The sequence below is a fragment of the Streptomyces sp. NPDC016459 genome (assembly GCF_040632845.1).
Classification (GTDB): Bacteria; Actinomycetota; Actinomycetes; order Streptomycetales; family Streptomycetaceae; genus Streptomyces.
On sequence record NZ_JBEYCR010000005.1, the window covers coordinates 447152 to 468288 of the forward strand.

The 21137-nt window shown below is 73.7% G+C and carries 17 protein-coding genes and 1 pseudogene; 11 read left to right on the plus strand and 7 right to left on the minus strand.

The genetic code is table 11. The features are described 5' to 3' along the window. Together ABZ567_RS16605 and ABZ567_RS16610 are read left to right on the plus strand one after the other, a co-directional pair. A complete protein-coding gene (locus ABZ567_RS16605) occupies positions 1-1125 on the plus strand; it encodes a YihY/virulence factor BrkB family protein (RefSeq protein WP_360789771.1) in 1125 nt (374 codons plus the stop codon). A 26-nt stretch (positions 1126-1151) separates the two neighbouring features. Continuing rightward, positions 1152-1898 carry a helix-turn-helix domain-containing protein gene (locus ABZ567_RS16610; protein WP_360789773.1) on the plus strand — a complete coding sequence of 249 codons (747 nt, stop codon included), beginning with the start codon at positions 1152-1154 and terminating at the stop codon, positions 1896-1898. Here the strand turns inward: ABZ567_RS16610 and ABZ567_RS16615 are convergent. Then, positions 1826-2230: a VOC family protein gene (locus tag ABZ567_RS16615; RefSeq protein ID WP_360789886.1), complete on the minus strand. Its 405-nt coding sequence runs from the start codon at positions 2228-2230 to the stop codon at positions 1826-1828. The two genes, ABZ567_RS16610 and ABZ567_RS16615, sit on opposite strands and share 73 nt — an antisense overlap. 292 nt (positions 2231-2522) lie before the next feature. On the opposite strand from ABZ567_RS16615, the gene rsgA reads away from it, so the two are divergent. Both rsgA and ABZ567_RS16625 read left to right on the plus strand, forming a co-directional pair. Continuing rightward, entirely contained in the window at positions 2523-3632 is a 1110-nt protein-coding gene (rsgA, locus tag ABZ567_RS16620) for a ribosome small subunit-dependent GTPase A (protein WP_360789776.1), read from the plus strand. Between the two features lie 75 nt (positions 3633-3707). Then, positions 3708-5057 carry an AlkA N-terminal domain-containing protein gene (locus tag ABZ567_RS16625; protein WP_360789779.1) on the plus strand — a complete coding sequence of 450 codons (1350 nt, stop codon included), beginning with the start codon at positions 3708-3710 and terminating at the stop codon, positions 5055-5057. Between the two features lie 212 nt (positions 5058-5269). Here the strand turns inward: ABZ567_RS16625 and ABZ567_RS16630 are convergent, their stop codons facing one another. Both ABZ567_RS16630 and ABZ567_RS16635 read right to left on the minus strand, forming a co-directional pair. Next, positions 5270-5752 carry a DUF456 domain-containing protein gene (locus tag ABZ567_RS16630; RefSeq protein WP_360789782.1) on the minus strand — a complete coding sequence of 161 codons (483 nt, stop codon included), beginning with the start codon at positions 5750-5752 and terminating at the stop codon, positions 5270-5272. A gap of 88 nt (positions 5753-5840) precedes the next feature. Continuing rightward, positions 5841-6822: pseudogene (locus ABZ567_RS16635) on the minus strand (helix-turn-helix domain-containing protein). Positions 6823-7054: 232 nt separating this feature from the next. Here ABZ567_RS16635 and ABZ567_RS16640 point away from each other — a divergent pair. From ABZ567_RS16640 to ABZ567_RS16655, 4 genes are all read left to right on the plus strand, one after another. Then, complete coding sequence (locus ABZ567_RS16640; RefSeq protein ID WP_360789785.1) at positions 7055-7906, plus strand: hypothetical protein; 852 nt, start codon at positions 7055-7057, stop codon at positions 7904-7906. Between the two features lie 122 nt (positions 7907-8028). Continuing rightward, entirely contained in the window at positions 8029-9705 is a 1677-nt protein-coding gene (locus ABZ567_RS16645) for a protein phosphatase 2C domain-containing protein (RefSeq protein WP_360789788.1), read from the plus strand. A gap of 27 nt (positions 9706-9732) precedes the next feature. Then, positions 9733-11475, plus strand: coding sequence for a pyruvate dehydrogenase (locus tag ABZ567_RS16650; protein ID WP_360789791.1), 1743 nt, complete (start codon positions 9733-9735; stop codon positions 11473-11475). 70 nt (positions 11476-11545) lie between these two features. Continuing rightward, positions 11546-11995, plus strand: coding sequence for an ATP-binding protein (locus tag ABZ567_RS16655; protein ID WP_360789794.1), 450 nt, complete (start codon positions 11546-11548; stop codon positions 11993-11995). Between the two features lie 12 nt (positions 11996-12007). Here the strand turns inward: ABZ567_RS16655 and ABZ567_RS16660 are convergent, their stop codons facing one another. Then, complete coding sequence (locus ABZ567_RS16660) at positions 12008-13153, minus strand: DUF2637 domain-containing protein (protein ID WP_360789796.1); 1146 nt, start codon at positions 13151-13153, stop codon at positions 12008-12010. A gap of 204 nt (positions 13154-13357) precedes the next feature. After that, the gene (locus tag ABZ567_RS16665) at positions 13358-14224 is read right to left on the minus strand and encodes a (2Fe-2S)-binding protein (protein ID WP_360789798.1); all 867 of its coding nucleotides are present in this window, start codon (positions 14222-14224) and stop codon (positions 13358-13360) included. Between the two features lie 113 nt (positions 14225-14337). Here ABZ567_RS16665 and ABZ567_RS16670 point away from each other — a divergent pair, with 113 nt between their 5' ends. Both ABZ567_RS16670 and ABZ567_RS16675 read left to right on the plus strand, forming a co-directional pair. Then, positions 14338-15297: a GntR family transcriptional regulator gene (locus tag ABZ567_RS16670; protein WP_360789801.1), complete on the plus strand. Its 960-nt coding sequence runs from the start codon at positions 14338-14340 to the stop codon at positions 15295-15297. Between the two features lie 129 nt (positions 15298-15426). Continuing rightward, positions 15427-17097 (plus strand): hypothetical protein, encoded by a 1671-nt coding sequence (locus ABZ567_RS16675; protein ID WP_360789804.1) that lies wholly within the window; start codon positions 15427-15429, stop codon positions 17095-17097. 33 nt (positions 17098-17130) lie between these two features. Here the strand turns inward: ABZ567_RS16675 and ABZ567_RS16680 are convergent, their stop codons facing one another. Continuing rightward, positions 17131-17919: a hypothetical protein gene (locus tag ABZ567_RS16680; RefSeq protein WP_360789807.1), complete on the minus strand. Its 789-nt coding sequence runs from the start codon at positions 17917-17919 to the stop codon at positions 17131-17133. A 324-nt stretch (positions 17920-18243) separates the two neighbouring features. Continuing rightward, complete coding sequence (locus tag ABZ567_RS16685) at positions 18244-19941, minus strand: PucR family transcriptional regulator ligand-binding domain-containing protein (RefSeq protein WP_360789810.1); 1698 nt, start codon at positions 19939-19941, stop codon at positions 18244-18246. A 305-nt stretch (positions 19942-20246) separates the two neighbouring features. Here ABZ567_RS16685 and ABZ567_RS16690 point away from each other — a divergent pair, with 305 nt between their 5' ends. Further along, on the plus strand, positions 20247-21137 hold the full coding sequence (locus ABZ567_RS16690; RefSeq protein WP_360789812.1) for a xanthine dehydrogenase family protein subunit M: 891 nt from the start codon (positions 20247-20249) through the stop codon (positions 21135-21137).

Sequence of the window (21137 nt, forward strand, 5' to 3'; positions counted from 1 at the left end):
GTGCAGGCAGCAAGCGAAACACCCGATCGGCCCGAGCGTCGGCCCTGGAGCAGGCTCCACCGCGCGCGCGTCCTCTACCGCAACGTCTCGAAGCGGAAGATGGTCTGGCTGCTCCTCAAGGACACGGTCAACTCGTGCATCGAGTACCGGATCCTCGGCCTCGCCGCCGAGGCCGCCTTCTTCACCCTGCTGTCCCTGCCGCCGCTGCTCCTCGGCCTGATCGCCCTCCTCGGCTACGCCGACGACTGGACCAACACGGACACCGTGGCGAGCATCCAGGAGAACATCCTCCGCGCCGCCGGAACGGTCCTGTCCGACCGGGGCGTCGACGACATCGCCAAACCGATCCTGGACGACGTGACGCAGGGCAACCGGGCCGACCTCATCTCCCTCGGCTTCGCCATCGCCCTCTGGTCCGGCTCGCGCGCGGTGAACGTCTTCATCGACACCATCACCGTCATGTACGGGCTCGACGGCCACCGCGGCATCGTCAAGACCCGCCTCCTGGCCTTCCTGCTCTACCTGGTGGCCCTGGTCATCGGGGCCGTCGTGCTGCCCCTCGCGGTCGTCGGCCCCGACCGGGTCGTCGAACTCGTCCCCTTCGGCACGGAAGTCGTCGCCGTCCTCTACTGGCCGGCCGTCATCCTGCTGTCCATCGCCTTCCTCACCACGCTCTACCACGTGTCCGTACCCGTCAGATCGCCGTGGATCGAGGACATCTTCGGCGCCCTGGTCGCGCTCGGGATGTGGGTCCTCGGCAGTTTCCTGCTGCGCATCTACCTCACCAGCCAGGTCGAGGGCCCCACGATCTACGGCTCCCTCGCCGCCCCCATCGCCGTCCTCCTCTGGATCGGCATCTCCGCCTTCGCCGTCCTCGTCGGCGCCGCCGTGAACGCCGCCATCGACCGCGTCTGGCCCTCCGTCGCCACGGCCGCGGCCCGCGAGGCCAACGAGCGGGCCCGCGCCTTCCAGGCGGCCGAACTCGTCGCCCGGGTCCGTGCAGAGGCCGAGGACGTCGACGAGGACGACCCCGACATGCCCTCGGAGTTCCCCGAACGCTGGTCGAGGTTCCTGCCCCCGGACGACGTGAAGTCCCGCCTCCACTCGGGCTGGGAGAAGGACTGACGGCGCGGCCGGGCGGTCTTCGCCCCGTGTACGAGGAGCGCCCCGCCCAGCTCGACGGAGCCGTCCTGTGGACCAGGACCGCCGGCCCCGCCGCGGAGAGCCCCCGCCCGGTCCTGCCCGACGGCTGCATGGACCTGATCTGGGCGGACGGCCACCTCCTCGTCGCCGGACCCGACACACGCGCGTACGTACCGACGGAGACCGCCGCACGGTACGCGGGAATCCGCTTCGCCCCCGGTGACGCGCCCGCCTTCCTCGGCGTACCGGCCCATGAACTCCGCGACCGGCGGGTCGCCCTCGGAGAGCTGTGGGGCGGGGCGCGGGCGCGTCGCCTAGGAGAGCGGATCACGGAGGCCCCCGACCCGGCGGCCGCCCTGGACGCGCTCGTACGGCGGCGGGCCGCCGCCGTGCCCGCACCCGATCCGCTGCTCCGGGCCGTCGCCGCCCGGCTCGCCGCGGGCCGGACGGTCGCGGAGACGGCCGAGGCGGTCGGGCTCGGCGCCCGGCAGCTGCACCGGCGGTCCCTGACCGCCTTCGGCTACGGCCCCAAGACCCTCGCGCGCGTCCTCCGGCTCCAGCGGGCCCTCGCCCTCGTCCTGTGCGACACGCCGTACGCGGAGGCCGCCCTCCGCGCGGGCTACGCCGACCAGGGCCACCTCGCCCGTGAGACCCGGGCCCTCGCGGGCACGACGCTGGGCGCCTACACGCGCGGGGCGGCGGTGTCGGCGAAGAGCGACACGCCCGAACCGTCCGGGTCGAGCACCACCGCGTAACGCTGCCCCCAGACGGCGTCCCAGGGCTTCAGATACCCCTGGTACCCGGCGGCGAGCAGCTCCTCGTACACCGCGTCCACCGCCGCCGCCGAACCGCACCGGAAAGCGAGCTCCACCCGGTGGCCGCCCTCGGGCCGCCTCCACCCGGGGTCGAAGGAACGCACGACGTCCTCGGTGTCCCACGCGATCCGCACCCCACCGGGCAGCACCACCTCCACGTGCGGCTCGGACCCGGCCCCCTCGGGGACCTGGAGTCCGAGCCGACGGTAGAAGGCGAGCGAGGCGGCCATGTCGGAGACGACGAGACCGATCAGATCGAGACGGGGTGTCATACCGGGTGCTGTGTCCATGCCCCGCACGCTAGGCGCCGCGCCCCGCCGAGGTCTTGGACGAATCGGACGTGCGCGGGGCGTCCGGAAAAACCTGTGGCGCGTGCCGGGCCGTTCCGGCTACGGTGAAGCCCGTACAAGATCGCGAAAGACACAGGAGGTGTGACCGATGGCTGTCGTCGTCACGACGGGCATGGCCCGTACGCCGAAGTTCGTCCACTCCACCTCCGTGGCCACCGGCTGACCTCACCGTTCCTCACGCGCCGGCCGGGGCCATCCCTGTGAAGGGTCCCCCTTGTCTTTCCCGCTCTCCCTCGATTCCTCCTCTTCTCTCCTCGACGCCCACGGCTGGGACTCCGGCTGGGCCGCCGCCTTCGCGCCCTACGCCGCCCAGGGACTCGTCCCGGGACGGGTCATCCGCGTCGACCGGGGCCAGTGCGACGTCGCCACCGAGGAAGGGGTCGTCCGCGCCGACACGGCGTTCGTGACCCCGCACGACCCGCTCCGGGTCGTCTGCACCGGCGACTGGGCCGCCGTCGACCCGGCGGGCGTCCGCGACCCCCGGTACGTACGGGCCTGCCTGCCGCGCCGTACCGCCTTCGCGCGGTCCACCTCGTCCAAGCGGTCCGAGGGGCAGATCCTCGCCGCGAACGTCGACCACGCCGTCATCACCGTCTCCCTCGCCGTGGAGCTCGACCTCGGCCGGATCGAACGCTTCCTCGCCCTGGCCTGGGAGTCCGGCGCCCAGCCGACCGTCGTCCTCAGCAAGGCCGACCTCGTGCCCGACCCGGTCGGACTCTCCTACCTCGTCGAGGACGTGGAGACGGTCGCCCCCGGCGTGCAGGTGCTGCCCCTCAGCTCCACCACCGGCGAAGGCCTCGACGTGCTCGCCGCGACCGTCGCCGGCGGCACGACCGTGCTCCTCGGCGTCTCCGGCGCCGGGAAGTCGACCCTGGCCAACGTGCTCGTCGGCGAGGACGTCATGACCGTCCAGGCCGCCCGCGACATCGACGGCAAGGGCCGCCACACCACCACCACCCGCAACCTCTTCGTGCTGCCGGGCGGGGGAGTTCTCATCGACACCCCCGGGCTGCGCGGGGTCGGACTCTGGGACGCCGAGACCGGCGTCGGCCAGGTCTTCGCGGAGATCCAGGAACTGGCCGGGAACTGCCGTTTCCACGACTGCGGCCACGAGTCGGAGCCGGGCTGCGCGGTCGCCGCGGCGATCGAGGACGGCACGCTGTCGGTACGCCGTCTGGAGAGCTACCGCAAGCTGCTCCGCGAGAACCAGCGGATCGTCGCCAAGACCGACGCCCGGCTGCGCACCGAGATGCTCAAGGACTGGAAGCGTCGGCACGCGGCGGGCCGCAAGGCCCTGGAGATGAAGCGCGGGCACAGCCGGTAACCGGACCGGGGTCGTCCCGGGCGCTCTGTCCGAAAAGTGCCAGCCGTCTGGTGTACGAGCTCGCACACTGGAGCCATGAGGGACGACGACACCCGCTACGAGGCGGTCAGCAGCAGGGACGCGCGGTTCGACGGAGAGTTCTTCTTCGCCGTCCGGACCACCGGGATCTACTGCCGTCCCAGCTGCCCCGCCGTCACCCCCAAGCGGCAGAACGTCGCGTTCTTCCCCACTGCCGCCGCCGCCCAGGGGCACGGCTTCCGCGCCTGCCGCCGCTGCCGGCCGGACGCCGTGCCCGGCTCCGCCGAGTGGAACGTACGGGCCGATGTCGTCGGGCGCGCCATGCGGATGATCGGCGACGGCGTCGTCGACCGCGAGGGCGTGCCCGGCCTCGCCGGACGCCTCGGCTACAGCACCCGGCAGGTGCAGCGCCAGCTCACCGCCGAGCTCGGCGCCGGACCCGTCGCGCTCGCCCGCGCCCAGCGGGCCCACACCGCGCGGCTGCTGCTCCAGACCACCGGGCTGCCCGTCACCGAGATCGCCTTCGCGGCCGGCTTCGCCAGCGTCCGCCAGTTCAACGAGACGATCCGCGCCGTCTACGCCAGGACCCCCTCCGCCCTGCGCGCGGAGGCGGGCAGCGGCGCCGGAGCCCGTACCGCCCTCGCCGCCGGAGTCCCGCTGCGGCTCGCCCACCGGGGGCCGTACGCGGCCGGCGAGGTCTTCGACCTGCTCGCCGCCGAGGCCCTGCCCCGCCTGGAAGAGGTCGTCGGCACCCCCGGCGCGCGCACCTACCGGCGTACGCTCCGCCTCCCGTACGGCACCGGCGTCGTCTCCGTCGACGAGCGCTCCGCCGGGCGCTGGCTGGACGCCCGCATCCACCTCACCGAGCTGCGCGACCTCACCACCGCCGTGCACCGGCTGCGCCGGCTGTTCGACCTGGACGCCGACCCGTACGCGGTCGCCGAGCGCCTCGGGGCGGCACCCGGGCTCGCCGCCGAGGTGGCCGCCCGGCCCGGCGTACGCTCCCCGGGCACGGCCGACCCCGAGGAGTTCGCGCTGCGGACGGTGCTCGGCGCCGAGGAGTCGGCGCGGCTCGTCGAGCGGTACGGCACCCCCCTGGCCACGGCCTGCGGCACCCTCACCCACGTCTTCCCGCGACCGGCCGCCTTGACCGGCCACCCCGTCGGCGGCCCGCTGGCCCGCGCCCTCGCCGACGGAGCCGTACGCCTCGACCCCGGCGCGGACCGCGACGACGCCGAGCGCGCCCTGCTCGCCGTCCCCGGGGTGACCGCGCGGGCGGCGGCCCTGATCCGCATGAGGTCCCTCGGCGACCCGGACGTCGCACCGACGGACGGCCCGGACGCGGAGGAGTGGCGGCCCTGGCGCTCGTACGCGGCGCGGTATCTGGCCTCGACCACGACGGCCTGAGCGGCCGACCCTCGGGTGGCGTTCGGTTTCTGGCTGACGCTCGGCCCTGGGTGGTGCTCGCCCCTGGGTCGTGCTCGCCCCCGGCTGGCGCTCGGCCCTGGCTGGCCTTCGCCTCCGGCTGGCGTTCGCCCCCGCCGATACCGCTCCGCCCCCGGCTCCCGCTCGCCCCCGCCCATGCCGCTCCGCCCCGGCCCTCCGGCTCTCCCGCCCCCTCAGCCCCAGAGCACCGCGCCCGTCCAAGCCCCCACGATCAGCAGGCAGGCGAAGAGTTCGACGAGTACGCTCCTGCCGGCCGCCCTCATCACCGTCCGCGTCGCCGCCCAGGCCTGGCCGTGACCGCCGAGCCGAAGCCGCTCCGCGAGGTAGATCCCGCCGACGAAGCCGGGGACCGCGCCGACCACCGGGACCAGGACGAAGCCCAGGAGCGCCCCCACCCCGGCGTACGTCACCATCTGCCGGTTGATGCCGACACCCCGGAACCGGCGTGGCGGCAGCTGCCAGACGACGACCTGGGTGAGGAGCAGCAGCCCGGTCGCGGAGGCCAGCAGGATCCAGGCGAGGTCCGTCCGCTCGTGGAGCGACCACCACAGCATCGCCGCCCACACCAGCCACGTCCCCGGCACACCGGGAGCCAGTACCCCGGACAGTCCGAGCAGCATCACCGTCGCGACCATCAGGAGCTGCCACACACCCACGCTGACCAGCGTCCCCCACATTCCACGAACCCGCAGGTCGCGGACGCCATCCGGGGGCGCGAGCCCGTCGGCGCCACGGCGCGCGCCCTCAGCCGCGCGCCACCCAGCCCTTCTCGTACGCGTGCCAGCCCAGCTGCAACCGGGTCGTCACCCCGGTCAGCTCCATCAGCCCCTTCACCCGTCGCTGCACGGTCCGCAGCCCCAGGTCCAGCTGCTTGGCCACGCTCGCGTCCGTCATCCCGGCCAGGAGCAGCGAAAGGATCTCCAGATCCATGACGTCCGGACCCGGCGCCTCGTCCTCGGTGATCTGCGCGCCCGCCCCCAGCCGCAACGGCAGCGCGTCACGCCACACCGACTCGAACAGGCCCATCAGCGACTCGAGGAGCCCGCTCGCGTGCACGACGATCGCCGCGGGCTCCGAGCCCCGGCCGGTCAGCGGCACCATCGCCAGGTTGCCGTCGGCGATCACCAGCTTCGTGGGGACCCGGTCCGCGACCCGGATCCGCTCCTCGCGGCCGAGCGCCGCCGACAGTTCGAGGAGCCCGGTCGGGAGGGTGAGCACCTCGCGCTCGATCACCACCCGGTAGCGCACACCCCGCCCTGCGGCCTGTTCCTCCGCGTCGTTCTCCATCCCGGAGACCGCGACCGGCTTGCCCGTCACCAGGGCGCAGACCTCCTCCTGCGCGCCCAGCTGGAGCTGGAGGAAGCGGTGGGTGACGGCGCTCGCTCCGGTGACCACCTCCACCAGGTCGTGCACGGCCGCCTCCGCCGCCTCCGCCCGGTACTCCTCGGCGAGCAGCTTCGCCGTCAGCTCCGCCTGCTCCAGCTCGTGCCGCTGCTGGGTCAGCAGGGCGCCGAGCGCCACTCCCGGCGGCCGCCACCCACCGGCCGACCCCGGCCGAGGACTGCGCGGCGAGCCCCTGCGACTCTAGGCGGCGCAGCGCCCGCTCCGTGTCCCGCTCGGGCAGTGCGAGCCGGTGCGCGAGGTCCGTCACCTCGGCCGCGCCGAGGGCGACCAGCGCCCGGTACGCGGACTCCTGGCGTTCGTCGAGTCCTATCGCTCCCAGCATGGATGCCCCGCCCCTCGCCCCACCGCCGGTGGGAGACCCGGACCTTCCCAGGACATGCACCGGAGGCATTCGTTCCGTTGGTGACCTGGCGGAAAACGGCCACGGCGCATTTCCGCCGTCCCCATCATCCCCGCACCGCCCTCACCTCTGCCAATGTGGCGCCACCGCGGTATCAACAGCCACCGGAGACGGGTGTTCTGTACCTGTTTCCCGGAATCAGACGGGGAGAGCGATGCGCCCGATTTCGCGTACGGCCCTGGGGGCGGCGATCGCCGCCGTCCTCGCCGTCACCGCGGTCGGGCCGTCCGCGGTGAACGAACCGCGAGACGAGGTCACCCTCCCCCGGCGGGCCACCGCGAAGACCCCGTACGTCTACAACCTGGCCTTCACCGAGACCCGTCCGGTTCGCGCCGACAGGAACTACCGCATGCGGGCTGCCCAGTTGGGCCGTACGGACTCCACCTACGGCTCGGCCGGCATCGCCACCGGCTTCGCCGACGCCATGGGGGGCGACGCCACCCACCACGCCGAGCCCGGTTCCCCCAGAGACATCGGCAACGTCCGGTTCGGCCACGACGGCGAGCTCCTGGGCGAGAACTCCTGGCCGTTCGGTGTCTTCGAAGTACCGGCCGAAGCCGGGACGTACACCCTCGAACAGAACACCATGAAGATCGGCAGCGAGGTGTGGGCCCGCTCCACATCCGTCAACTCGATGTGGGAATTCACCTCCAAGGTTGACGAGAGCGTCTATTCTCAGGGCATCCCGATTCTCTTCCCCCGGTACGATCTTCCGGAGGACGGACTCAAGACCCTCGCCGCGACCGACGGCCAACACATCGGCCTCACCGCGACGGGTCACGCGGGCTACATCCCCGCAGCGCTCACCTCGGCGAAGCTTTCGTACTCCTACGACGGGGGCACGACCTGGACCGAAGCGCGGGTCTTCCAGCAGGGCGGTCACTGGACCGCGGCCGTGAACCACGCGGGCGCGACCGGCGAGCCCGTCACCCTGCAGACCCGACTGACGGACGCCAACGGCAACTCCGTCACCCAGACCGTGGTCCGCGCCTACGACGTGCGCTGACCACGCGGTCCGCCGGGCGTCCTTCCCGTGGGGGGTGGGGCCGCCCGGCGGACCACCCATTCGCAGCAACGGTTTTCCCGATGTCCCGTTTTCCGGCGCCGTGCGCGGTGGAAAATAGGGGCATGACTCAGCAGGGGGACAGCGACTGGTGGGACAAGCTCTACGGCGAGTCGGCGCCGGACACGGCCCCGACGGTCTCGGGTGACACCCTCGACGACCACTTCGCCGCGGCGACCCGCGCCACGACGGGCCCGCCCCCACCCCACCCGCCGGACCGTACCCCGGAGCCGGCCGCGGCGACGAAACCCTCCCGGGCGACGGCGCCCGCCCCGGTGCCGCCCCGCCCGGACCTGGCACCCGGTCAGGCCCCGGCGACCGGGCAGGCCCTGTCACCCGGTCAGGATCCGGCGCCAGGGCAGGCCGCGCCGGCCGGGCAAGCCCCGGCGCAAGGGCAGGTCGCGCCTACCGGGCAAGCCCCCGCGACCGCGCAAGCCCCCGCGACCGGGCAAGCCCCGGTCCTCGCGCCGTCGGTGGCGGCCGAGGCTGTGGACGGGCGGGCCCCGTGGGAGGCGCCCGCTGGCGGGCCGCGGACCTTCCCCTCCCCGCCGCCTCCCCCGCTCCCCGTGGAGGCGCCCACCGTCCACGTGCCGGTGCCGCCGCCACCCGGCGCCGCCCCCGGGAAGCCCGAGCAGGACGCCGAGTCCGGTGCCGAAGCGGACGCCGCCCTCACCGTCGACGGCTCCGTGCCCCGGCCCCGTACCGGACACGTCGGCAGCCGCCCGCCCACCTACGAGCCGGAGCCGACCGCCCTGCCCGTCGCCAGGCCGGGTGAGCTCGGCGAGCTGGTCCCGGACACCGTCCTGGACGGCGCCCGCTACGGCACCTGCACGGTGCGGGCCGCCGCCGTACGGGGCGACTCCGCCCGCTACCGGGGCGAGCCCCGCCGCGACGCCCTGCTCACCGCCCGCTTCGGCCACGACGAGACCGCGCTCGTCCTCGTCGCCGTCGCCGCCGGGTCCCGTGCCGCCGAGGACGCCCACCTCGCCGCCGCCGACGCCTGCCGGTGGATCGCCGAGGCCGTCTGCCGCAGCCACGCCCGGCTCTCCGACGACATCAGGTCCGGCCGCCGCGGCGACCTCAAGTCGGGACTGCACCGGCTCACCGACCGTACGTACGGCAAGCTGCGGGCGCGCGCCGCGGAGCGGGGTCTCGCCCCCGACGAGTACACCGCGACCCTCCGCTGTCTGCTCCTCCCCGCCGACCCCGCCTGCCGCACCCGGGTCTTCTTCGGCATCGGCGGCGGCGGTCTCCTCCGGCTCCGCGACGGCGCCTGGCAGGACATCGAACCGCTCCTGCCCGAACCGGCCGCCGTCACCGGCGCCCCCGTCGTCGGCTTCGGCTCGCCGCCCCCGAGCCCGAGCCCGACCCCGTATCCGACCCCGGGCCGGCCCCCGGGGCCGCCCGCGGCGGCCGTGGCCTCCGAGACCGAGGAGGGCGACCGGCTCACCATGGACCTCGGCATCACCACCGCCCCCGCGCCGCTCGTCGAGGAACCCGTGCCGGCGCCCGCCGAGCCGTTCCGCTTCCGTGCCTCCGTCGCCCGTCCCGGTGACACCCTGCTCCTCGCCTCGCCCGGCCTCGCCGAGCCGATGCGCGGCGAACCCGCGCTCGCCCGCGAGCTGGCCGGCCGCTGGGCCGGCACCGAGGCCCCCGGACTCGCCGCCTTCCTCGCCGACACCCAGCTGAGGGTGACCGGTTACGCCGACGACCGTACGGCGGTGGGTGTCTGGGAGGCGTAACCCGCCCGGTCATGTGTTGATGGAGCCATGGCCAAACAGAACGTGGCGGAACAGTTCGTCGACATCCTCGTGCGCGCGGGCGTGCGACGCCTGTACGGCGTCGTCGGTGACAGCCTCAACCCGGTCGTCGACGCGATCCGCCGCACCCGGGGAATCGACTGGATCCAGGTGCGGCACGAGGAGACCGCGGCCTTCGCCGCCGGCGCCGAGGCGCAGATCACCGGCGGACTCGCCGCCTGCGCCGGCTCCTGCGGGCCGGGCAATCTGCACCTGATCAACGGGCTGTACGACGCCCACCGCTCGATGGCCCCCGTCCTGGCCCTCGCCTCACAGATCCCGTCCAGTGAGATCGGCCTCGGCTACTTCCAGGAGACCCACCCGGACCAGCTGTTCCGCGAGTGCAGCCACTACAGCGAACTCATCTCCACTCCCCAGCAGATGCCCCGGCTGCTCCACACGGCGATCCAGCACGCCGTCGGCCGACGGGGCGTCAGCGTGGTCTCCCTGCCCGGTGACGTCGCCTCCCAGCCGGCCCCGGAGAAGTCGGTGGAGACTGCCCTCGTCACCACCCGGCCCACCGTCCGGCCGGGGGACACCGAGATCGACGCCCTCGTACGGATGATCGACGAGGCCGACCGCGTGACGCTCTTCTGCGGCAGCGGCACGGCCGGGGCGCACGCCGAGGTGATGCAGTTCGCCGAACGGGTCAAGGCCCCGGTCGGCCACGCCCTGCGCGGCAAGGAGTGGATCCAGTACGACAATCCGTACGACGTGGGCATGAGTGGCCTCCTCGGGTACGGCGCCGCCTACGAGGCCACCCACGAGTGCGATCTGCTGATCCTGCTCGGCACCGACTTCCCGTACAGCGCTTTCCTCCCCGACGACGTGAAGATCGTGCAGGTGGACATCCGGCCCGAGCACCTCGGCCGTCGCTCCCGGCTCGATCTCGCCGTCTGGGGCGACGTCCGCGAGACCCTGCGCTGTGTGATCCCGCGCGTCCGTGCCAAGAAGGACCGCCGCTTCCTCGACAAGATGCTGAAGAAGCACGCCGGCGCCCTCGAAGGCGTCGTCAAGGCCTACACCCGCAAGGTCGAGAAACACGTGCCCGTCCACCCCGAGTACGTGGCGTCCGTGATCGACGAACTGGCGGACGGCGACGCCGTGTTCACGGTCGACACGGGAATGTGCAACGTCTGGGCGGCCCGCTACCTCAGCCCCAACGGGCGGCGCAGGATCATCGGCTCCTTCAGCCACGGTTCGATGGCGAACGCCCTGCCCCAGGCCATCGGCGCCCAGTTCACCGACCGGAACCGCCAGGTCGTCACGCTCTCCGGCGACGGCGGCTTCTCCATGCTGATGGGCGACTTCCTCACCCTCGTGCAGTACGACCTGCCCGTGAAGGTGATCGTCTTCAACAACTCCTCGCTCGGCATGGTCGAACTGGAGATGCTGGTCGCCGGACTCCCTTCGTACGGAACGACGAACAAGAACCCGGACTTCGCGGCGATCGCCCGCGCCGCCGGTGCCTACGGCGTCCGCGTCGAGAAGCCCAAGCAGTTGACGAGCGCACTCAAGGATGCCTTCGCGCACAAGGGCCCGGCCCTGGTGGACGTCGTCACCGACCCCAACGCGCTCTCCATCCCCCCGAAGATCAAGGCCGACATGGTGACCGGCTTCGCCCTCTCCGCCAGCAAGATCGTCCTGGACGGGGGAGTGGGCCGGATGGTCCAGATGGCGCGCTCTAACCTGCGCAACGTGCCCCGGCCCTGAGGGAGTGCGGGCGTCGTGGTGGGGCATGCATCCCGGGAGCCTGTTCGACGCGATCTGTGGGTGGGGGGATATGGCCGGGGAGCCGCGACAGCCGACTCGACTGCTCAGAAAGGTGGGAGGCGAGGATCTCACCGCGGTGCCGGAGGTACGCCACGCACTGCGTGACCTGCTGCGGAGGTGGGGCGGACCGGGCGCCTCCGACGTGGCGGAACTCCTCACCAGCGAACTGGTGACCAACGCGCTGATCCACACCGAGCACGGAGCCGTCGTCACCGCGACGGTCGTACCCGAGCAACTGAGGGTCGAGGTACGTGACTTCGTCCCCGGAATCACCCCACCGCACGTACCGCCCGCCGACGACGGTACGCACGGCAGGGGGCTCGTCCTCGTCGAGGCCCTCGCCGACTCCTGGGGGGTGGAGGACCAGGAGGTGGGCAAGGTGGTGTGGTTCGAACTGAACGGCGGGGCCGCCCGGGAGGCGACCCCGCCGATGCGCGCGGTGGACGGTGCGTCCGGCTGACGGTGAGGTGCGTCAGCCGAACTGCTGCTCCAGATTCTTGAGCTTGCGCTCCAGATCGTCGAGAGGCAGCGTCTGCGTGTCGTCCTCCGCCGTCAGGTCCACCGTCCGGGATTCGCCCGTGTGGAGGTCACGACCCCTGACGGCTTGGAGGGAGGGCCGGGATCGAAGCGGCAGTTGTCCCGGGTCCGCTATGGCGGGTTCCGCGACGGCGGCCTGCACGGACGCCGAGGCGGAACCGGAACCCGGGCCCGCGCCGGCCCCCGGACCCGGGCCCGCGCCGGCCCCCGGACCCGGGCCCGTACCGGCGCCCGGGGTGGCGTTGAGCGCCGCCATCTCGACCTGACGCCCACCGCCCCTGCCGAGCCCGAAGGCCCGGTGCTGGCGGTTGATCGCCTTCAGCCGCGCCCGGTCGAGCTTGACCTGGTCGCGTCGGCGGATCCGGTTCTGCTCCTTCTCCCGCCGGTCCTCACGCACCTCGTCGACGGCCTCGTCCAGGGTCCGCACGCCCTCCAGGAGCATCAACGACCAGGCGGCGAAGGTCTCCCGGGGCGCCCTCAGCCACCGGACCATCCGGATCTGCGGCAACGGGCGGGGCACCAGGCCCTGCTCGCGCAGCGCGGCCCTGCGGGTCTGCTTGAGGGCCCGGTCGAAGAGGACCGCCGCCGAGAGGGACATGCCCGCGAAGAACTGCGGGGCTCCGTCGTGGCCGAGGCCACGGGGAGCGTGAACCCAGTTGAACCAGGCGGCCGCGCCCGCGAACAGCCAGACGAGCAGGCGCGAGCCGAGCGCCGCGTCGCCGTGGCTGGCCTCGCGGACGGCGAGCACCGAGCAGAACATGGCGGCGCCGTCGAGGCCGAAGGGGACCAGGTACTCCCAGCCCCCCGTGAGGTTGAGGTTCTGCCGGCCGAAGCCGACGAGTCCGTGGAAGGAGAGCGCCGCGGCGACCGCGGCACAGCAGAAGAGGAGGACGTAGGAAGCGGTGCCGTAGACGGCTTCCTTACGTCTGCGGCGCTCCTCGCTGCGTTCCCAGGAATCCTCGGCCGCGGCCTGGTCACCGGCGCGCTTCCCGCGCGCGAGCACCGCCACCGCCGTCAGGACTCCGGCCACCATCACGCCGCCCGGAAGCAGCCAGTCCAGCGATATGTCGGTCAGTCTCATGCGGTGTCCCTTGCATCGCAGTAGGGCGTTTGGCGGCCCATACTTGCCGACCCCGCGGGGCGCTCAAGGGGTTTCCGGGCAAGAGCACGCCATCGGGGCACCAGGGCATACGAAGAGGGACGATCTGATCGAACACCCATGTAGATCCAGGGCTTTGGGTTCGATTCACGTCACCCGTCCGGGTGGCGTATTCACCCGGGAGTCTCAGCCCGTCGCGGCCAGTCGGCGGACCCGCTCGGCATCGCAGGTACGCGGGCAGGTGAGACAGGTGTCGTCGGGCCGCAGCGTGTAGAAGAAGCAGCAGGTGGCCCGGTCGCGCGTGGCGCGCGGCTCCCCCTCGGGTCCCTGGGAGCCGGGCAGCTCACGGAAGGCCGCCGCGCCCGCGTACGGCTTGTACGGCTTGGCCGTGCCCGGCATGAGGAGTTCGAGCTCCTCCATCGCCCGCCGCTCCTCGCCGAGCAGCGTCCCGACGTACCAGAGGCCCTCGACGATCTCGTCCGTGGCCATCCCCCACAGGGCGCGGCGGCCGCGCCGCATCCGGGAGCCGAAGCCGTCGAGGATCGCCTCGAAGTGCTCGGCGAGGGAGGCGCGCACCTCGGCCCGGAGCGCGTCCTCGTCCGCGACCACCCGGGCACCGGGCAAGGCGGCGGCGGGGTCGCCCGGCAGGCAGGCGAACTCCTCCACCCGCACCGCGAGCCGGCCGAGCGTGCGCTGGAAGGAGACGTTCCGGGCGGGAAGGCGGGGGACCCGGCGGTCCAGGAACCAGGGGACGGTGACGAGGAGGCAGGCGGGCCAGGCGTACCGGTGCAGTCCGAAACCGGCGACGACATCGGGACGGGCCCGGGTGCCGTAGTCGCGCAGCACCTGTGCGTCGTCCCAGGCGAGGAAGGCGTCGAGGTCGGGGCCGCCGGCCGCGAGCTCCTCCGCGCCGACCCAGCCGGCGCCGCGCGGCAGCCGCTCGCCCGGGGCCGGTTCCTCTATCCGCAGATGGGGAAAGACCTCGGCGAGGCGCGCGAAGGCGGCCGCGACGGGCGAGGCCGGAGGGGCGGGCAACAGGGCGGGGACGGTCATGCGGACCACCGAATCGCGAGCGTTGGCAGGTTAGCCTTACCTTACCCGATTCGAGGTCACCTCTCACCACCGGCCCACCGGCTCCCACCAGCGAGGCAGCCCTCACACCGCTGATGTCGGCCCGTTCGCCTATGGTGCACAGAGGACCCGCGCGACGCGAGCCGGGCCCGGCACGAGGCCGCAGGAGGACCCGGGTGGAGCAGGGGGCAGCACGCGAGCGGGCGACGGAGAGACCATCCCCGCCGCTTCGCGGCGCCGGACGGGGGGACGCCGCAGACGCGGGCGCCGGACGTGACGGCGACGGAGGCGGGGGCGCCGTGCCTCCGGGCGAGGCGCGCGCGGACGCCGCCCGCGTCCCCGGGCAGGCCCGCGGCGCGCGGCAGGAATCGTACGACCGGGACGAGAACACCCGGGCCGTGTCGGCTGCGGCCGGCGGCGTCCCCGCACCCCGCGTCGTGCGGCACTCCGTCCGGGGCCAGATCCTCGACGCCCTGCGCGCCGCCCTCGTCGACGGCGAACTCGTCCCCGGCGAGGTGTACTCCGCGCCCGCCCTCGGCGACCGCTTCGGCGTCTCGGCCACCCCCGTCCGCGAGGCCATGCAGCGCCTCGCCGTCGAAGGCGCCGTCGAGGTCGTCCCCAACCGCGGCTTCCGCGTCATCGAACGCACCCCCCGCGAGCTCGCCGAACTGGCCGAGGTCCGCGCGCTCATCGAGGTCCCCGTCATGCTGCGGCTCGCCCGCACGGTCCCGGCCGCCCGCTGGGCCGGGCTCCGCCCGCTCGCCGAGGCCACGTCGGCCGCCGCCGCCCGGGGCGACCGCGCCCATTACGCGGAGGCCGACCGCGCCTTCCACCGCGCCGTCCTCTCCCTCGCGGGGAACGAACAACTGCTCGCCGTCGCCGACGACCTCCACCGCCGCTCCCAGTGGCCCCTGATCAGCGCCCCGGCCCTGCGCCACGGCGTACTCGTCGCCGACGCCGCCGAGCACACCGCCCTCCTGGACGCCCTGATCGCCCAGGACCTGACCGTCGTCCAGACCCTCGTACGGGAGCACTTCACCGGCTCGGAGTGCTAGCGCCCGTCCGGAAGGCGCGTCAGTGACCCCGCCTCCGATCCGTCTGATCGACAAGGTCCCTCCCAGCGCCCCCGACGACTAAGGTCGTTGACGTCAGCCGCCCGCACCGCGTCGCCCGTGAGGTGTCCCATGCCGTCCGCGACCCCGCCCCCGGCATGGGACGGACGCCGGCCCGTCACCGGTACGGAAGCCGAGGCCACGGCTCTGCTCGGCTGGCTCACCGATCCCGAGGCGCCCCGGCTCTGCCTCGTCACCGGCGCCCCCGGCAGCGGCAAGACGGCCCTGCTGGGCTGGCTCGCCGCGTACGGACCGCGTTCCGGCCGGCCGCGTCGCCGCGCGGCCCGGGTGCTCGTCCCGCTCGCGGGTCAATGCGCCCTCGGCGCGACCTGGACGATCGCGGACCGCCTCGGCGTGGTGGCCAGGTCGCCCGGCGACCTCGTGCACGCCCTCGCCACCAGCGACGCCCGGCCCGCCGGCCGTACCGTCCTCCTCCTCACCGATCTGCACCACGCCGCCGAACCCGCCGCCCTCACCGAGCTGATCGCCGAACTCGCCGGTGTCGGCCGGATCCGTCTCGTCGTCGAGGCCCGCAGCGGCACCCCCGCCCCCGGCGCCCTGCGCGCCGACCGCAGGGTCACCGTCGTGGACCTCGAAGGTGACGCCGACCCCGCCGACGGCGCCGCCCGGGAGCGCGCCCGGCCGGTGCCGGACCTCTCCGACCCGGTGGCCGTCTGCACGGCGGACCCGCTGCTCGTCACCACGGCGTACGTCACCGGTGCCGCCGCCGCCGGGCTTCCGGGCACCCTCGACGGCCCCGAGCCGCCCGCCCGCCCCGGCGAGAACGCCGCCGAGGACCACGGCGGGCTCAGGGCCGCCTGGATGCGGGCCGGCCAGTCGCTCTGCCGTGAACAGCCCCCAGCCGAGCGGGCGTCGGTACTCCTCGCGGCGCTCGGCGACGGAGCCGACCCCCGACTGCGGCCCACTCTTGCCGAGTTGGCGGCGGGCTCACCCTGGCGGCTGCGCTGGGCCCGTCACCGCGGCGACCTGACCCCGCCCTGGCCCGGCCCCGTCACCGTGCTCGGGGCGGCCGGCGGACCGCTGGAAGGGACCCTGCTCGTCGGAGACCGCACCGGCGCCGTACGGCTGCTCCACGAGGCCGACGCGAGCCCCGCCGGGCGCCTCGCCCACACCGTGCCCGGCCGGATCACCGCGCTCGCGCCCGCGCCGGACGGCACGGTGCTCATCCTGGACGACCGGGGCCGGCTGCACACCGTACGAGGGGCGGCGCCCCGCGCCCCGTACCTGGAGCGCCTCACGGAGGCGGTCTCCGCGACCCTGGCCCGTCATCCCGGCACGGCCCTCGCGGCCATCGCCGGCTCGGTGGTGGTGGGGGACCGGCTCGGCTCCGTGCACGCGTTCGGGCTCAGGGGTCTGCACCAGGCGGCCTCGCACAGCGGCCGGGTCACGGCCGTCTCGGCGGTCGACTCCGCGACCCCGTTCGTCTGCTCGGGCGGCGCCGACGGGACGGTCCGGATGTGGACCCCGGGCCGCGACCCGCGCCCCGAACCCCTCGCCGAACGCTCCTCGCCCGTCGTCTCCCTGCACGCGACCCAGACTCCGCACGGTCCGCAGGTCGCCGTGGCCTGGGCCGACGGACTCGTCGCCCTCCACCGCCCGGAGGGGGGCCGGACGCTGTCGTTCCGTCCGGGCCCCCCGGTCCGCGCGGTCGCCGTCACCGGCTCGGGTTCCCTGCTCATCGGCACCGACGAGAGCCTGGTGTGCCTCGCGCCCAAACGCTGAGGCTTCGTCACCAGACAGCACGGTCATGGGGGTTCAGGCTGCCGCCGGTGGCGTCAGCTGGCTCGCGAGCCAGGTCGGCACCCCGCCGAGGAGCCGGAACAGACGCCGGGCCTCCGCGCGCAGCCGGCCCGCCTCCGGCTCCGTCTCCGTGGTGGCGAGGGCGGTGAGCGCCGGAGCCGTACCGACCAGATAGCCCAGCTCCTCCCGGATGCGCAGCGACTCCGCGAAGCCGTGCCGGGCCTCCGCCAACTCGCCCTCCCGCAGGGCGAGTCCGGCGAGATGCCGCCAGGTGGAGGACAGCAGCAGCGAGTCCCCCTGCTCGGCTGCCCCCGCGTGCGCCCTGCGGTACGCGGCCCTCGCGGCCTGCGGGGAGTCGCCCAGGTTCTGTGCGATCAGCCCGCGCCGCAGGTCGAGCAGCGGCCGACCCTCCGCGGAAGGGGCGATCAGGGCGGCCGCGCGGCCGAGTGCCATCCGCGCCTCGTCGGCCCGGTCCCGTACCCCGAGAAGCGTGGACGCGTAGGCGAGGTAGCCGCGTTCGCACGCCGCCGCCCCGCGTTCCTCGTCGGTGCGGGCCACGGCCTCGGCCGACCGGAGCGCCTCCTCCGCGTCGGCCCAGCCCTGTTCGGTGTAGAGGCAGCGCTCGATCAGGAGCGCGGCCCGTTCGAGTGCGGCGGCCGGTTCCGCCGCGTGCGGCGCGAGCAGTGCCGCCGCGTCCGTCCAGCATCCCCGGGAGCGGAGCCGCCATATGGCGGTCTCGACCGGAGTCTCCTTGCCATAGGCGAGGGACGGATCTTCGCCGCCCCTTGATTCGGAACCAGACATGGCGGTATCCGCCACGTTGCCCTCCCCGAGCGCGCCATTGAGCTGTTGAGTGAGACCCGCATCTCAGCACGAAGGGGAGTACCTGGCCAAGGGGTCAGGTGAAAGATTTCACAAGAGGGCGGTGGATCGGGGTGCCGCCGTGGACGGGGTGACCGACAGCCCGTCAGATCGCCGCGACGCCCGTGATCAGGCCCCGGCGCGGCCGTCGGGCACCCCGGCCGACGGACGTCACCGGCGCGGGGCGTCACTCCACCGGACTCGCCCGAAGGGGTGAATCCCGTACGGGACCTCTCAGCTCGTCCGAGCGGCCCCGTTCGAAACCCCTCAGCTCATCCGCAGGGCCAGGAAGAAATCGAGCTTGTCCTCGAGACGCGACAGATCGCGTCCGGTCAGCTGCTCGATCCGGCCCACCCGGTAACGCAGCGTGTTCACGTGCAGGTGCAACCGGGTCGCGCAGCGCGTCCAGGAGCCGTCGCAGTCCAGGAACGCCTCCAGGGTGGGGATCAGCTCCGCGCGGTGGCGCCGGTCGTAGTCGCGCAACGGGTCGAGCAGCCGGGCCGTGAAGGCGCGCCGGACGTCGTCCGGGACGAACGGCAGCAGCAGGACGTGCGAGGCCAACTCGTGGTGGCCGGCCGCGCACACCCGGCCCGGACGGGCGGCGGCGACCCGGCGGGCGTGCCGTGCCTCCTCCAGGGCCCCGCGCAGGCCCTCCGCCGAGTGCACGGCCGCGCTGACCCCGAGGGTGAGCCGCCCGTCGTCGGCGAGGCCCGCGGAGAGCGGGACCCGTACGGCGGCGAGCAGCGCGTCCGCGTGCAGGCCGAGGGTGGCCGCCGGACCGTCGTCCTCGCTGTCCGGCAGCGGCGCCGCCGCCAGCGGTACGAGGGCGATGGCCTCGTCGCCGCTGTGCGCGACGGCGATCCGGTCGGCCGACTCGGCGCCCACGGTCGCCGGGTCGACGAGGATCTCCTCCAGGAGCGCCTGGGCGACCGGGCCGCTGTCCACGGCGGTGCCCTGCCCGGCCTCCTGCTCCCACTCGACCCGGGCGACGACCACCTGCCAGTGCGGGGCCGTGCCGAGGCCGGGCAGCAGCACCGGGGCGGCGACCCGCAGCCTGGCCGCGATCTCGGCGGGCGCCGCGCCCGTCTGCACCAGCTCCAGGACCTCCTGGGCGAGCCGGCGCCGTACCGTACGGGCCGCGTCGCGCCGGTCCCGCTCGACGGCGATCAGCTGGGTGACGCCCTGGAGCAGGTCGAGCCGGGCGGCGGGCCAGTCCCCGGCGTCCGCCTCGACGGCGAGCAGCCAGTCCGAAAGGACCGTCTCGCGCACGTCCCGGGCGGCGGGGACGGCACCCCGGCCGGTGTTGCGGATCGGGAAGAGCGAGTACGCCGTTCCGCCGGTGCTCAGCCGGTGCGGGCCGCGCCGTCCGGTCCGGGTGGCGGCCAGGTGCTCACCGGCCAGGGTGGCGGCGAGGGCGGCCGGGAGGGGCTCGCCCGCGCCTGCGATCTGGCGGCCGGTGGGGGAGAGGACCCAGGCCCGCAGGTCCAGGTCGGAGCCCAGCAGGTCGAGGACCACCTCGGGCCCGCCGCCCGCCGGTCCCGAGGTCATGAGCCGCCGGTGGCGGTCGACGACGGCCGCCAGGTCGCCGGCCCGCTCGCCGGACACCTGTCGAACGACATGCTCGGTGATCGTCGCGAACGCAACGGCCTCGTTCACCGCGAAGAGCGGCAGGCGATGGCGTGAACATGCCTGTACGAGATCGCCTGGGATGTCGCCGAGCTCCGCCTCGCCGGCGGCGAGGGCCGCGACCCCGGCCGAGGCCAGGATGCGGGCGAAGGGCTCGGCGTCGGCCGGCTCCCGCAGCCAGGCGAGGCCGGTGAGCACCAGCTCGCCGCCCGAAAGGTAACGGCTGGGGTCCTTGAGGTCCGTCGTCATCACGCCGCGGACGGTGCGGTCCAGCTCGTCCTCGCCGCCGAGCAGGCGCAGCCCGAGCGCGTCGTTCTCCAGCAGTGCGCGCAGCCGCATCGTGTCGCCGCCGTTCCTTGGTGAGTGGGGTGAGGGGTGTCGCGTTGTCGACGGTGGAGTGGTGCCACCGTTTCCAGGGGAAAACAGCGAGGTTCCTGTTTCCCGCCTTTCGTTCGAATCTACAAGACGACAACGGGAGCCAGCCAACTCCTTCATGTTTTCGGTGACTGCACCCGGGCGATCGTGGGCTTGTGTACTAGGCCACACACCGCGTGAACAGCACATGAACATGAAGTCGAGGGCCGGCCGTACCCCCGGAACCCTGCGCGACCCCCGATCACCAGAATCACTAGAAGAGAGCCACCATGGACTTCCTTCGCCCCGCCAGCTGGGAGGAGGCGCTCGCCGCCAAGGCCGAGCACCCCACGGCCGTGCCCATCGCCGGTGGTACCGACGTCATGGTCGAGATCAACTTCGATCACCGGCGCCCCGAGTACCTCCTTGACCTGAACCGCGTCGAGCTTCTGCGCGAGTACGAGGTCGGCGAGGAGAACGTACGGCTCGGCGCCTCCGTCCCGTACACCCGGATCATGGAGAACCTGCGGGCCGAGCTGCCCGGCCTGGCGCTCGCCTCGCACACGGTCGCCTCCCCGCAGATCCGCAACCGCGGTGGCGTCGGGGGCAACCTCGGCACCGCCTCGCCGGCCGGCGACGCCCACCCGGCGCTGCTCGCCGCGGGAGCCGAGGTCGAGGTCGAGTCGGTGCGTGGCAGCCGCTTCATCCCGATCGACGCGTTCTACACGGGCGTCAAGCGCAACGCGCTCGAGCCCGACGAGCTGATCAAGACCGTCCACATCAAGAAGGCGGACGGCCCCCAGCAGTACTCCAAGGTCGGCACCCGCAACGCGATGGTCATCGCCGTCTGCGCCTTCGGCCTCGCCCTGCACCCGGAGACCCGGACGGTGCGCACCGGCATCGGCTCCGCCGCGCCGACCCCGATCCGCGCCAAGGAGGCCGAGGCCTTCCTGAACGCGGCTCTGGAAGAGGGCGGCTTCTGGGACAACGGCAAGATCATCACCCCGTCGATCGCCAAGCAGTTCGCCGATCTCTGCTCCGGCGCCGCCAACCCGATCGACGATGTCCGAGGCACCGCCAAGTACCGCCGCCACGCCGTCGGCATCATGGCCCGCCGCCAGCTCGGCTGGACCTGGGAGCAGTACCGCGGCACCGGCCGCACGCTTGAGGGAGCTGCATAA